The sequence below is a fragment of the Tardiphaga robiniae genome (genome assembly GCF_001618955.1).
Classification (GTDB): Bacteria; Pseudomonadota; Alphaproteobacteria; order Rhizobiales; family Xanthobacteraceae; genus Tardiphaga; species Tardiphaga robiniae_A.
The window spans coordinates 1-12,659 of sequence record NZ_LVYV01000053.1 but is presented as its reverse complement, the minus strand read 5'-3'; the positions used below and the strand labels follow the sequence as shown (position 1 = coordinate 12,659).

Annotated in this window: 13 protein-coding genes; 3 read left to right on the top strand and 10 right to left on the bottom strand. The window is 61.9% G+C overall.

The annotated features are described in order from the left end of the window. Positions 1-7 precede the first annotated feature (7 nt). From A4A58_RS24170 to pqqA, 10 genes are all read right to left on the bottom strand, one after another. On the bottom strand, positions 8-2,860 hold the full coding sequence (locus tag A4A58_RS24170) for a bifunctional transaldolase/phosoglucose isomerase (RefSeq protein ID WP_068736973.1): 2,853 nt from the start codon (positions 2,858-2,860) through the stop codon (positions 8-10). Positions 2,861-3,077: 217 nt separating this feature from the next. Further along, on the bottom strand, positions 3,078-3,530 hold the full coding sequence (locus tag A4A58_RS24165) for a DsrE family protein (RefSeq protein ID WP_068737440.1): 453 nt from the start codon (positions 3,528-3,530) through the stop codon (positions 3,078-3,080). A gap of 29 nt (positions 3,531-3,559) precedes the next feature. Further along, the gene (locus tag A4A58_RS24160) at positions 3,560-4,192 is read right to left on the bottom strand and encodes a hypothetical protein (RefSeq protein WP_086937140.1); all 633 of its coding nucleotides are present in this window, start codon (positions 4,190-4,192) and stop codon (positions 3,560-3,562) included. Positions 4,193-4,522: 330 nt separating this feature from the next. Next, a complete protein-coding gene (locus A4A58_RS24155; protein WP_068736971.1) occupies positions 4,523-5,191 on the bottom strand; it encodes a DUF4286 family protein in 669 nt (222 codons plus the stop codon). 10 nt (positions 5,192-5,201) lie between these two features. Next, entirely contained in the window at positions 5,202-6,179 is a 978-nt protein-coding gene (gene pip / locus A4A58_RS24150; protein ID WP_068736969.1) for a prolyl aminopeptidase, read from the bottom strand. Further along, positions 6,169-7,383, bottom strand: a complete 1,215-nt coding sequence (gene pqqE / locus A4A58_RS24145) for a pyrroloquinoline quinone biosynthesis protein PqqE (RefSeq protein ID WP_068736967.1) — start codon at positions 7,381-7,383, stop codon at positions 6,169-6,171. The genes pip and pqqE overlap by 11 nt, the downstream gene beginning before the upstream one ends. Next, complete coding sequence (gene pqqD / locus A4A58_RS24140) at positions 7,380-7,700, bottom strand: pyrroloquinoline quinone biosynthesis peptide chaperone PqqD (RefSeq protein ID WP_068736965.1); 321 nt, start codon at positions 7,698-7,700, stop codon at positions 7,380-7,382. The genes pqqE and pqqD overlap by 4 nt, the downstream gene beginning before the upstream one ends. A gap of 10 nt (positions 7,701-7,710) precedes the next feature. After that, positions 7,711-8,463, bottom strand: coding sequence for a pyrroloquinoline-quinone synthase PqqC (gene pqqC / locus A4A58_RS24135; RefSeq protein ID WP_068737438.1), 753 nt, complete (start codon positions 8,461-8,463; stop codon positions 7,711-7,713). A 20-nt stretch (positions 8,464-8,483) separates the two neighbouring features. Next, positions 8,484-9,413, bottom strand: a complete 930-nt coding sequence (gene pqqB / locus A4A58_RS24130) for a pyrroloquinoline quinone biosynthesis protein PqqB (protein ID WP_068737436.1) — start codon at positions 9,411-9,413, stop codon at positions 8,484-8,486. 106 nt (positions 9,414-9,519) lie between these two features. Further along, positions 9,520-9,600 (bottom strand): pyrroloquinoline quinone precursor peptide PqqA, encoded by an 81-nt coding sequence (pqqA, locus tag A4A58_RS24125; protein WP_068737434.1) that lies wholly within the window; start codon positions 9,598-9,600, stop codon positions 9,520-9,522. 291 nt (positions 9,601-9,891) lie between these two features. Here pqqA and A4A58_RS24120 point away from each other — a divergent pair, with 291 nt between their 5' ends. The 3 genes from A4A58_RS24120 to A4A58_RS24105 all read left to right on the top strand — a co-directional run bounded on the left by A4A58_RS24120 (position 9,892) and on the right by A4A58_RS24105 (position 12,433). Beyond that, the gene (locus A4A58_RS24120) at positions 9,892-10,149 is read left to right on the top strand and encodes a DUF6894 family protein (protein ID WP_068736963.1); all 258 of its coding nucleotides are present in this window, start codon (positions 9,892-9,894) and stop codon (positions 10,147-10,149) included. 235 nt (positions 10,150-10,384) lie between these two features. Next, entirely contained in the window at positions 10,385-11,677 is a 1,293-nt protein-coding gene (locus A4A58_RS24110; protein WP_086937139.1) for a PQQ-dependent sugar dehydrogenase, read from the top strand. Between the two features lie 156 nt (positions 11,678-11,833). Then, entirely contained in the window at positions 11,834-12,433 is a 600-nt protein-coding gene (locus A4A58_RS24105) for a c-type cytochrome (RefSeq protein ID WP_068736959.1), read from the top strand. Positions 12,434-12,659: the final 226 nt, after the last annotated feature.

Genomic DNA, 12,659 nt, shown 5'->3' with positions numbered 1-12,659 from the left:
TCGTCGTTTAGTTCAATGCGGCAGTAATCGCCTTGTCGAGAACAGCAAGTCCGGCCTTGAGATCGCCCTTGAGATGGACACGCAGGGCGCGGCGGTTGCGATCCGTGAGTACGCCGAAGTCACCACGCGCCTGTGCCGCCTTGATGACACCGAACGAGGCGCGGTAATCCGGGATGGCGAGATCCTTGGCATCGTCCGCTGTGATCTGCAGGAACACGCCGGTATCCGGCCCGCCTTTGTAGGCCTGCCCGGTGGAATGCAGGAAGCGCGGTCCGAATTCGGCGCAGGTCGCGACCTTCTTCTTGTCGCGCACCGCCATCCGCATCTGCTGCAGCGTGTCGATATGCGCGCCGTCGCGTTCCACATAAGCCAGCAGGGCGACGTAATCGCCGGGCGTGACGCGGCGGAAATGCGCCTTCAGCCACGAGGTCAGATCGCTATTGGCGCCGGCCTTCTTCAGCAGTTCGGCGTTGCTGTCGTCGGTATAGAGATCGGCCTCTTTCGACGACACCACCGGCGTCTCCGGCGGCAGCGCCCCGGTCTTCTCGAAGGATTCCGTCAGCTCGCGCGTCTTGATCTTGGCGGCCTCGACATCCGGCTGGTTGAACGGGTTGATGCCCAGAATCGATCCCGCGACGGCCGTCGCGATTTCGAAGCGGAAGAATTCCTGGCCGAGATGATCGATGGACGGCATCACGATGCGCGCAACGGGATGGCCGGCCTTTTCAAGCGCGTCGAGCTTGTCGTCATGTCCCTTGTCGTCTTCGCCCGATGTGCGCAGATCGATGAAGAAGCGATCGGTGCCATAGACGGAGGGTTCGCCCAGCGTCTCGCCATCGATCGGGATCAGGCCCTTGCCGTCCTTGCCGGTGGATTCGGCGATGAGCTGTTCGGCCCATGCGCCGAAATCGGCGATTTTCTTTGAGGACAGGATCGTGACCTTGTCGCGGCCGTCCAGGCCTGCATTGCCCATCGCGAGTCCGAGCTGGACGCCGGGATTTTCAGCGGGCGGCACGTCCGGTCCGCAGGAGCGCACCATCGACAGCGTGAGATCGAGCAGCTTGGCGAGATCCACACCGGCCGCAGCCGCCGGCACCAGACCGAACGGCGACAGCACCGAGTAGCGGCCGCCGATGGTGGGATCACCATGGAAGATGCGGGCAAACTTTTGGGTCTTCGCGACCTTCTCCAGCGATGAGCCGGGATCGGTGATGGCGACGAAGTGACCGCCGGCCTTGTCGGCGCCGACCGCCTTGGTCACCTCCTCGAAGAAGTAATTCTTCATCACGTTCGGCTCGGTGGTGCCGCCGGACTTACTGGAGACGATGAACAGCGTGGTCGCGATCTTCACCGCGGCGCCCATGGCGCGTACCTGTGCGGGATCGGTGGAATCCAGCACATGCAACTTCGGGAAGCCCGACACCTTGGCAAAAGTCTGCGCCAGCACTTCCGGCCCGAGGCTGGAGCCGCCCATGCCGAGCACGACCGCATCGGTGAATCCCTGCGCCTTCACCCAATTGGCGAAGTCGTTGTAGTCGGCGAGCTTGGCCTTCTCGCCGAAGGCGCTGTTCAGCCAGCCCAGCCATTTGTCTTCATCCGATCCGGTCCAGACCGATTTGTCTTTGTGCCAGAGCCGGCGGATCTTTGCCTGACTGCGCCACTCTTCGGTCGAGGTTGCGACCTTCTTCGTGATGCCGTCGCCCAGCGCCAGCTTCTGCGCGCCGATGCCACCACCAAGCGATGTCGCGCGCTTGTGCGCCACGGCGCCATAGAGCTTGTCGGCCGCGTCGGCGAATAGCTTGACGCCGTCCTCGACAAGATGGGTTGTGATCGCGTCGAGCGAGATGCCGGTCTTGGCGAGATCGGCCAGCACCTTCTTCGCGTCCTCGACATTCTCTTCGAGGCTGTCGCGCACTTCGCCGTGGTCGCGGAAGGCGTCCAGCGTGGCAGGGGGCACGGTATTGACGGTGTTCTTGCCGATCAGCTCTTCCACATAGAGCGTATCGCGATAGTCCTTGCTCTTCACGCCTGTCGAAGCCCAGAGCAGACGCTGCGGCTTGGCGCCTTTTGCCTTCAGTTTTTCCCAGCGCGGGCCGGCAAACAGCTCCAGATATTCCTGATAGGCCAGCTTGGCATTGGCGATCGCCACCTTGCCCTTCAAGTCCTTGAGCCGCGCCTTTTCGGATGGATCATTGGCCTTGGCGATCCTGTCGTCGAGCTGCTTGTCGACCTGTGCGTCGATACGGCTGACAAAGAACGAGGCGACGCTCGCCACATGCGAGGGGTCGCCGCCGCCGGCAACGTATTTCTCCAGACCGCTGAGATAGGCCTGCGCGACCTCGACATAGGTCTTCTGCGCGAACAGCAGCGTGACATTGATGCTGATGCCTTCGCCGATCAGCTGCTGGATCGCGGGCAGCCCCTCCGGCGTCGCCGGTACTTTCACCATCAGGTTCGGGCGCTTCACGCTCGACCACAGGCGCTCCGCCTCGGCGACCGTGCCCTTGGTGTCATTGGCGAGATAGGGCGAGACTTCGAGGCTGACGAAGCCATCGTCGCCCTTCATCATGTCGTAAACCGGCTTCAGCACATCGGCGGCATGCTGGATGTCCTCGACCGCAATGTACTCGAACAGGTCGGCAGGCGACTTGTCGCCGGACTTCAAGGCCTGCGCGATCGGGGCATCATATTCGTCCGAACTTCCGATCGCCTTCTCGAAGATCGCCGGATTCGACGTCACGCCTTTCACGGCATCGGTGTCGATCAGCTTCTTCAGGTCGCCCTTGGCGACGAAGCCGCGGGCGAGGAAGTCCAGCCAGACGGCCTGACCATGGGATTCGAGTGCTTTGACGGGATTCATGATGCCTTGTTCTGTTCGTAATTATCCAAAGGCCAATCGCCGCGCGCAACGCTCCGCGGCCCGGTTCCAATGATCGCCCCAAACCCCTACGCATGGCAAGCCGAACGGTTCCATTCAGGCTCACACTCGCGGGATCGCAATTCCGTGTTCGCCAGATTGGCCCGGCGGCATGACAATTGTGCAAATTTTGTGCGTCGGTTCGATGCGCCGGGAGGGCTCACGGACGAATGTAGAGATAGCCCTGCGACTGCAGCTCCGCGATCCGGACCACACCTCCGCGGTCGGCGATGGTGAATCCCGGCAGCAGGCCGTCCAGCGTCACATCCTGCGCCTTCATGGTGTTGCTGCAGGCGGCCAGTTGCAGGCCGGCCTTGGTGAATTTGCTAACCCGCGCGGTAATGTCGGGATTGGCGGAAGCCCGAGCAAATGACTTCAGCGCCGGGCCAAGCACGACCAGTGCAATGGTAACGTTGTCGGGGCCGCCGACGCCGTCGACATGATTCTGGATATTGCCGAGCGCGAAATTCACCCGGTCCGCATCGGCGAGGTGGTAGACGACCTTGAGCTTGGCGGGCGTCGTCGCATCAGTCGCAGCCGCGTTGGCCCGCGAGGCGAACGCTCCCGCTCCGATCGAGGACAGGGCAGTCCAGATGAGGCTGCGTCGGTTCATGACCTGCTCCGGTTTGGCGTCAATCACGCTCACTTGCTGCGCATTGCCGCGAGTTCCTTGCGGTCCGTGATCAAGGATTCACATTCCTTTAGACTCGTACGGTCGAGCCGGAAAATCTTGTCATCTTCGCCGCCGGTGAGCGCATCGGTGCCGGGTTCTTCATCGGGCTTGCTGTTCTGCCAGATGCGGACCCGCTCGACCCGCACCAGCGTTGCGTCGATGTCTTTGGCCAGGCCGATCGCGATGCCGCCGCCATCGCAATCGACACTGCATGCGAACTTCACCTCCTGGCCCTTGTCGGTATCCTGGATCTGGCCGCAAGAGCCGCTGGAATCCCAGTCGCCTTTGCGATGGCGATATTTGAACCCGAGCCGGAACGAGTAGGGCGTATAGCTTTCTTCGGGCGGATGCCCGGCGACGACCAGCAGCTTCATGGTGCTGACCTTCTGTTTGGGATGCCGCGCCAGATGCTCGGCGTCATAGCGCCGGACGAAGCAGGCATAGGTCAGCTTCGGACCCAGCGGGCCGGCAAACATGCGCTTGTTGAATTCGGCTGACTTCACCGCATCGACCTTGGCCGGCTCGTCCTCGGCACGAGCCAGCGGGCTGCCGATGATCAGGGTGGCGGTGAGAACCAGAAGGGACAGCACACGGATGGTCATCGACGTCTCGCAAGGTAAGCGGCCCGTTGCGGACCAGTTCACCTTGGTCGCGGCAGAAGCGGGATGCGTTCAAAGAGAGATCGGCGTCCTAGCTGCGGGGCGCTGTAGGTGCGCTCCCTCTCCCCGCTCTGCGCGGGGAGAGGGATGGGGTGAGGGGCAGGGCACGACGGTCCAAAACATCGTGCAGATGCGGGTCGATGGAGAGCCCGATCCGAGACGATGAATGTGTAGCTTCGACGTGCCATGCTCCTCACCCGACCAGCTTCGCTGGTCAACCTCTCCCCGCAAAGAGCGGGGGAGAGGTTGAGAAGGCAACATTAGCTCACGATTTTAAAGATCGCTCTTCGCGAGATCCCACATCAGCCGGTAGGTCCCCTCGGAAATCAGCTCCGCCTTTGCCGCCGTGATGGCCGCATCGAAGCGGCCCTTCATGGTCGAGGCGACGGCCTCTACATCCGTGCCGTCGATCATCACATACCAGTCGCGGGCGGCGGGATTGGGCGCGGCAGGATCGTCGGTCAGCGGCTTCGACAACCGGGGATCGCTCTCCATCAGATGCATCGAGATGATGCCGTTGATATCGCCAGGATCGAGTTGTGCTTCGATAGCGCTGCGTAGTTTGTCAGCGCCTTCGGCGGGTGGCCGGATGCGCACCAGTCCCAGCGCCGCGCCGCGGCCCTGACCGCGGCTGACAGTGATCCGCGCCACCGAACGCAGCATGTTCTGGAAGCGGCCGATATTGGTCAGCGACCACTTGGTCTGGTTCGCCAGCGCCGTGCGATAGGCGTCGCTGTCCAGCACATCGAAGGTCCTGGTCGAATACAGGCCGAGATATTTCGGCCTGGCGTTCACGGCCACATAGCGCCTCGCCTCGACGAAGCCCTCGATGGCGACGCGCTCGGCGAGATGCTCGCGGTCGTACCACGCGTTGAATTCCTGCTCATGGCTGGCGTCGATATCCATCGACGTCATTAACATTCCCGTGCCTTTGATCGGCATTCCAGAAGTCCTATTTCAATTTCGACGCCACGTCGGCGATGGCCTTCATGACCGCATCGCGCATGCCGGGGTCATACAGGCTGTGACCGGCGCCTTCAACGATGCGCACCTCGGCATCCGTCCAGCGCCTGGCCAGGGCGTGCGATGTGGCGGGCGGGCAGAGGAAGTCGTAACGGCCCTGAATGATGACGCCGGGAATGCCGGTGAGTTTGCCCGCGTCTTCCATGAGCTGCTGCGGCCGCATGAAGCAGTCGTGCTTGAAGTAATGCGCTTCCATTGCGGGCGTGGCCGGCATCGGCCGCGTGGTGTTGCCGAGTTCGGCACGGTCGAGCCGCGCGCGCTTCGGCGCGATTTCCGAGAGGATGGCTTCGGTGCCGCCCCAGGCGCGGATCGCCGGGACATGCACGGCCGGATCGGCATCGAGAATGTGGCGATAGAAGTTCGGCAGCGGATCGGCGCGCTCGGCTTCGGGAAGGGCGCTCAGAAAATCTCCATGCAGGCCGGGATAATGCCGCGGCAGCATGACGTTGAAGACATCATGCAATTCTTCCCGCGTGCCGAGAAACGTTGCGCGCAGCACGATGCCGGTCACGCGATCTGGATGCGCCTGCGCATAGGCGAGCGCCAGCGTTGCCCCCCAGGAGCCGCCGACCACGAGCCATTTGTCGAAGCCGAATGTCTGTCGGATCGTTTCCATATCCGCAATCAGATGCGGCAGCGTATTCGCCTCGCGCAGTCCTTTCGGCTTGCTGCGGCCGGCGCCGCGCTGGTCGAACAAGACGGTGTGAAAACGCTGCGGATCGAACAGCCGGCGGTGATCGGGCTGGCAGCCGGAGCCGGGGCCGCCATGCAGATAGACTGCGGGAATGCCGTCGCTGCGGCCGACGCTCTCCACATGGATTGCGTGACCGTCGCCGACATCGAGATGTTCCGAGGTCAGCGGCGCGAACAGGTCCGCGCTCGCCGGGGCGGGGACATCAGCGGCCATGGACGTCGTCCGCGTCCGGCTCCAGTGTGCCGCCTTTGAAGTTGCGATAGATGAAGCGGTCACGGCCCTCAGTGGATTCCGTCTCGGCCAGTTTGAAGATTTCGGCGTGGCGGGGCGACAGCGTGCAGGCGGGATCGGTATTGCCGGCATCACCGGTCAGCGCAAAGGCCTGGCAGCGGCAGCCGCCGAAGTCGATTTCCTTGAATTCGCAGCTCTGGCACGGCTCGGGCATCCAGCCGGTCCCGCGATAGCGGTTGAAGGCTTCGGAATTCTGCCAGATCCAGGCGATCGAATGATTGGAGCGCACGGATTCGAATTCCATCCCGGTGATGGTTTCGGCGGCATGGCAGGGCAGGATCTTGCCTGATGGAGAGATGTTGAAGAACTGCCGGCCCCAGCCGCCCATGCATTTCTTCGGTCGCAGCGCGTAATAGTCCGGGACGACATAGTCGATATCGAGAATGCCTTTCAGGCGCACCTGCGCATCCTCGACGATGCGGCTGGTTTCGTCGATCTGATCGATGGTCGGCATCAGGGCGGCGCGGTTCTTCAGCGCCCAACCGTAATATTGCACATTCGCGACCTCCAGCCGGTCGGCATCGAGATCGACGGCCATCTGGATGATATCGGCGAGCTGATGCAGGTTCTGCCGATGCATCACCGCATTCACGGTCAGCGGCAGGTCGAGCTCGCGCGTCCATTTGGCGACTTCGAGCTTCTTCACGTGGCCATTGCGATAGCCGCCGACGCGGTCGGCCACCACGGGCTCATTGCCCTGGAAGCTGATCTGCACATGGCATAGCCCCGCATCGGCGAGCGCGGAGAGTTTGTCGAGCGTCAGCAGCACCGCCGAGGTGATGAGATTGGAATACAGACCCACATCCGTCGCATGCTGCACCAGTTCGACGATGTCCTTGCGCGCGGTCGGTTCGCCGCCGGAGAAGTGGATCTGCAACACGCCGATCTCGGCCAACTCCGAGAGCACCTTCTTCCATTCGTCGGTGGTCAGCTCGGTGCTGCCGCGGTCGAGCTCCACGGGATTGGAGCAGTATGGACATTGCAGCGGGCAGCGATGGGTGAGTTCAGCCAGCACGGCGAGGGGAATGCCGAAGGTCTCTGCGGTTGAGCGCGTGCGCTCCATGATCGCGAGACTGTCGGCGGGATCGGTGAAGACGGGACTGGCGTCGGTAAGCGTAGGACTCATGCTGTCTTCTCCCGCGCTTGCGTGAGAAAGCCCTTGTCGGCGAGGTCCTGCAGCATGGCCACGACATCGGTGCCGATATCGTCGCGCGGCGCGGCATATTTGGCCACCAGGAGGTCGATGATATCGGCGACGTTACGTTCGCCATCGCAAAGCTGCAGGATTTCGACGGCAATATCGTCCGGCGCCAGCACGCGCTCCGGCGCCAGGATCACCCAGCGCTGGCGCGTCTCGTCGAACTTCAGCCTGGCGTGGCGCGGCAAGATCGGCTTGCTGGCCTCGCTGACACTGATCCGACGATTGCTGCGCAACTCCGTCATCGTTGCCTTCTTACTTGGCCGGGACGAACGCGCCCGGCGGCACGTGGCCATCCACATAGGCATGATACAGCGCATCGAGCTGCACCCACAACACATTGGTCTTGAAGATCAGTGCATTGCAAACCGCGCGGCGCTCGGCCGGCGTGGTGGCATGCTGCTTGACGTAATCCAGCGCGAAGCCGGCATCGCGGGGCGCCTGGGTCAGGCGGCGGCTGAAATAGCTCATGATATCCGGATTGACGAAGTCATAATACTTCAGCATCCCCGAAATGCGCTCCTCATGCAGGTTCGGCGCGAACAGTTCCGTGAGCGACGAGGCGATGGCCTCGAGTGGCGTCCTGTCGCGCACGAAATGCACATAGGCCTCCACGGCAAAGCGCGTTGCTGGCAGGATACCTTCGGTGGATTCCACATAGGCTGAGTCGAGGCCGAGCCCTTCAGTCAGCTTCCGCCAGCGCTCGATGCCGCCTTCTGCGCCGGTATCACCGTCGTGATCCTCGATGCGATGCCGCCATTCCTGCCGCGTGGCGCGGTCGCGGAAGCGCGAGATCACGACCGCGTCCTTGATCGGGATCGTGCTCTGGTAATAGTAGCGGTTCAGCGCCCAGGCCTGCACCTGGCCCTTGTTGAGCTTGCCGCCGTGCAACAATTTATGAAACGGATGCAGGCTGTGATAGCGCGTCGCGCCGATATGCCGCAGCGTCTCTTCCAGTTGCGCGGCATTGTCGAGCGGCACTGTTGCTGAAATCGAATAGGCGGAAATGGCGTTGGCGCCGATCGCAGTCACAGCGTGATCTCCATGCCATTGCCGGGGATTTGCCAGCCGGCGGTGGTCAGTGCGGCGCGCTCGGTGGAATCGTGCAGCAGCGCCGGGTTCGAATTGTTGATGTGCAGAAAGAATTTTCTGCCGATGCTGGCGTCGGCCAGTTCGCTGATTGCACCCTGCGCGCCGGACATCGACAGATGCCCCATGCTCTGTCCGGTCTTGTGGTCCAATCCCGCGGCGATCAATTCGTCGTCGCGCCAGACGGTGCCATCGAAGAACACCAGCGGCGCGCCTGCTATGCGCGCTTTCAGTTCGGGCGTCACCCGCGCGCAGGCGGCGATGAAATAGAAATGCTTGCCGGTGGCCTTCTCGGCGATCCGCAGACCCAGCGTATCGCCGTCGCCATCCTCACCGGCCGGATGTGCCTGGCCTTCGAGATACCACGCGCTCTTGCCGGGCACGGTGAAGGGCAGCACTTCGAGGCCGGATGGCGTGCCGTCCTGCAGCTTCGGTTCGAAAGACGAATCAATCTCGATGGCTTCGCGGCGCACGTTTTTGTCCGAGAGCACGTTGAAGATGCTGTTGGCTTTCAGGATCGCCAGCACACGCATATGCGCATAGATTGTAAATGGCGAACCTTCGCGCATCGACAAGAGCCCGGCCACCGCATCGACCTCGCCATTGGTGAGGATCACACCGGCGATCGGCGAGTGGCGCAGATGCTCCGGATGGGGATGAAGCTGGGGCGTATCGGTCACCTGCTGCCGCAGGTCCGGCGAGGCATTGACCAGAAACCAGTTGGCATTGTCGGTGGACACCGCGATAGAGGCCTGGCCGCTTTGCAGTTCGGGCCGCTCGCTGCGCGCCGCGCAACAAATCCGGCATCCGCAATTCCACTGCGGAACACCGCCGCCGGCCGCGGCTCCAAGAACGACAACACGCAACATGAGATCGCCCTGAATCCCGGCCAATTCGCGTCTCGTAAAAAGACGCGGGGCGCCCATCAGTGACGAAGGCGCCCCAAAACTTAAGATCTTAGCTTGAGCTCACGTCTTACTTGCGCGCCGCGCAGGCGTACATGTTGATTTCCATGCCGACTGCAACTTCGATGATCTTCGGTGCTTTCCAGGCCATATCTCTCTCCCGCTTGTCTGCAGTCAGGTACTGCATAACCACAACTCTAATCCCTGCTCAAAGGTTCGCCAACAACTTCGTCATCACAATGTGAAGCGGTGGGGGTACAATATGCGTGCAATGCACAATCGATTGCGCTGCAACATTGCATTGGCGAGAACGTTCCATAGATAGCGAAGGCCTTTGGTTGAAAGGCATCGATTCGTACTCAGCCCGCCGCATCTTCCGGGATATTCGCGTGGTCTGAGGTATTCTGCGTCCGCGCCCAAGCCCAGTGCCAAGAGAATTGCCATGCCGCTTTATTTCTTCAACACACGCATCAACGACGAGTTGGTGGTCGATCCCGAAGGCGAGGAACTGCGGAATCCCGATCATGCCTGGGATGTGGCGCGGTCGATGATCCTGCAATTGCTGCACTCCGAGGGCACGCCGAGCGATCTGCTCAAGGCGGTGCTGGAAGTCACGGACAAGGACGGCGAGATCGTGCTCGAATTTCCGTTCACCGAAGCGCTGCTCGATGCCACCGACGAGTCCGCGACGCGGCACTAGAGCATGATCCCGAAAAGTGGATGCCGGTTTTCGCCGACAAACGAGATCGTTTGTCGAGAGATGATGCTCAAACGAGAAAGTCGATTGCGGGAATCCGCGTAGACTTGCTCGCGCGTCATGTTTTGATTGCGTAGCGCCATAAAAATATCCAACAGTGCGATCCGGAAAGCCTCGGGGGCGGTGCATCTCATGTGCTGCGAGCAAAGAAGGCTTCCGTAAAAAAGGGGAGAGATCCATGAGTGTTTACACGTCCGCACGTCAGGCATTGCTTGCCAGTGCGTTCATCGGCGTCTTTGCAAGCGGCGCCTTTGCCCAGCAATCCGATACATCACCTGCAACACCGGCACCTGCAGCAGCGCCAGCCGTTGCCGCCGCGCCGGCACTGCCGCCCGGCTCGCCGCTGATCGGCCGTCCTGATGGCGCCGCAGCAGCCAAGCTCGCGCCGGTCGCGCCGCCGCCGATTCCGTCCGCCGTCGACAAGCTGCCGACGGCGAAGCTGAAGGTGCCCGCGGGCTTCAACATCGAAGTCTATGCCGCCGGCATGGCCAATGCGCGCTCGATGCGCGAAGGCGACAAGGGCACGGTCTTTGTGGGCTCGCGCCTCGTCGACAAGGTCTATGCTATCATGAACAAGGACGGCAAGCGCCAGGTGAAGGTGCTGGCCTCCGGCCTCTATCGCCCGAACGGTCTCGCCTTCAAGGACGGCACGCTCTACATCGCCGAACTGTCGAAGATCTCGAAGATCGACAAGGTCGAAGACAATCTCGAAAATCCACCGAAGCCGGTGATGATCTACGACAACCTGCCAAAGGACGAAGCCCATGGCTGGAAGTTCATCGGCATCGGGCCGGACAACAAGCTCTATGTGCCGGTCGGCCAGCCCGGCAACAATGTGCTGCATGACGAGGCCCATGGCCAGATCCGCCGCATGAATCTCGATGGCACCGGCGCCGAGGTCTATGTGAAGGGCGTCCGCAACACCGTCGGCTTCGACTGGAATCCGACCACCAAGCAGATGTACTTCACCGACAACGGCCGCGACTGGATGTCGGAAGCGGTGCCCGAGGATGAACTCAACCGGGTCACCAAGGCGGGTGAAGACTTCGGCGCGCCATATTGTCTGCAGGGCAATATCCTCGATCCGGAATTCGGCTGGGGCAAGTCCTGCGCCGACTACACCGCGCCGGTCGGCCTGCTCGGTTCGCATACGGCGGCATTAGGCATGCGGTTCTACACCGGCAGGATGTTCCCGGTGGCCTACAAGGATGCGATCTTCATCGCGCGCCATGGCTCCTGGAACAAGACGACGAAGCTCGGCGGTGATGTCGTTGTCGCGAAGCTGAACAAGGATGGCACGGTAAAGTCTGTCGAGCCGTTCCTCACCGGCTTCATCGAGGATAACAAATATGTCGGCCGCCCCGTCGACGTGCTGCAGATGAAGGATGGATCGATGCTGGTTTCCGACGACTGGAACGGCGCGATCTATCGCATCACCTATGGCAAGCAGAAGGTGGCGGGCGCGAAATAGCCAAGCACTGTCATTCCGGGGCACGTGCGCATCTCCGCGCGCGTGAACCCGGAATCTTGCAGTGTGACTCACATCGAGATTCCGGGTTCGCTTGCGCGACGTTGTCGCTTCAGCGCCCCGGAATGACGAGCCAGGTCCAAAAGAAAGAAGCCTCCGATGCGCCCGTTTGCAGTCATCGCCCTCTCGCTCGTCTCGTTGTCGTGCCTCGCTACATCGTCCCTGTCAGCCGAATCCATCACCGAGCGTGCCGCGCCGTGCCTTGCCTGTCACGGCGAGAAGGGCGTTTCCGAAACCGAGAACACGCCGTCGCTCGGTGCGCAGCAGCCGGCTTATTCCCTGATCCAGATCTACATGTTTCGCGAGAAGCTCCGCGTCGCGGAGCCGATGAACGACATGGTGAAGGATTTCACCGATGACGACCTGCGCCTGTTCTCGGATTATCTGGCCACGCTGCCGAAGCCGGCGGCGCTGGAGGCGGGCGATCCCCAGGGGATCGCTAGCGATCCCGCGCGGATGCAGGCCGCCAAGGCGCTGACCTCGCAATTCCGCTGCGATAGTTGCCACAACGCAGATTTCTCCGGCCGCGACAACATTCCGCGCATCGCCAATCAGCGCGAAGATTATCTCGCCAAGACCATGCGCGAATACAAGGACAACTCCCGCCACGGCTATGACGCGACGATGGCCGATGTGATGCAGTCCATCTCCGAGGCGCAGATCGTGGAGCTGGCGTATTTCCTCGCAAGGGTGAAGTGACATCGCGCGGGCACGCCCCGCACGATGTCATTCCGGGGCGCGGCCGGCACTTGCCGGACGCGAACCCGGAATCCCGAAGTGTTTTGCGCTGAACAGGTCGAGATTCCTGTATCTGTCGATCTGTCACGCGCATAGTGACGGCAGGCGGAGATAGCCCGTTAGATTCCAGGCCCGATCGGCCGTAACCCGGCATGGGCATCTCGCCTGTTTTGTCTGATCGAACAGT

Excerpts from the sequence above, each read along its gene's own strand:
- pqqD (WP_068736965.1), bottom strand. The coding sequence starts at position 7,700 with ATGACGGAGTTGCGCAGCAATCGTCGGATCAGTGTCAGCGAGGCCAGC.
- pqqA (WP_068737434.1), bottom strand. The coding sequence starts at position 9,600 with ATGGCCTGGAAAGCACCGAAGATCATCGAAGTTGCAGTCGGCATGGAA.
- pqqB (WP_068737436.1), bottom strand. The coding sequence starts at position 9,413 with ATGTTGCGTGTTGTCGTTCTTGGAGCCGCGGCCGGCGGCGGTGTTCCG.
- A4A58_RS24105 (WP_068736959.1), top strand. The coding sequence starts at position 11,834 with ATGCGCCCGTTTGCAGTCATCGCCCTCTCGCTCGTCTCGTTGTCGTGC.
- A4A58_RS24165 (WP_068737440.1), bottom strand. The coding sequence starts at position 3,530 with ATGAACCGACGCAGCCTCATCTGGACTGCCCTGTCCTCGATCGGAGCG.
- pip (WP_068736969.1), bottom strand. The coding sequence starts at position 6,179 with ATGGCCGCTGATGTCCCCGCCCCGGCGAGCGCGGACCTGTTCGCGCCG.
- A4A58_RS24160 (WP_086937140.1), bottom strand. The coding sequence starts at position 4,192 with ATGACCATCCGTGTGCTGTCCCTTCTGGTTCTCACCGCCACCCTGATC.
- A4A58_RS24155 (WP_068736971.1), bottom strand. The coding sequence starts at position 5,191 with ATGCCGATCAAAGGCACGGGAATGTTAATGACGTCGATGGATATCGAC.
- A4A58_RS24120 (WP_068736963.1), top strand. The coding sequence starts at position 9,892 with ATGCCGCTTTATTTCTTCAACACACGCATCAACGACGAGTTGGTGGTC.
- pqqE (WP_068736967.1), bottom strand. The coding sequence starts at position 7,383 with ATGAGTCCTACGCTTACCGACGCCAGTCCCGTCTTCACCGATCCCGCC.
- A4A58_RS24170 (WP_068736973.1), bottom strand. The coding sequence starts at position 2,860 with ATGAATCCCGTCAAAGCACTCGAATCCCATGGTCAGGCCGTCTGGCTG.
- A4A58_RS24110 (WP_086937139.1), top strand. The coding sequence starts at position 10,385 with ATGAGTGTTTACACGTCCGCACGTCAGGCATTGCTTGCCAGTGCGTTC.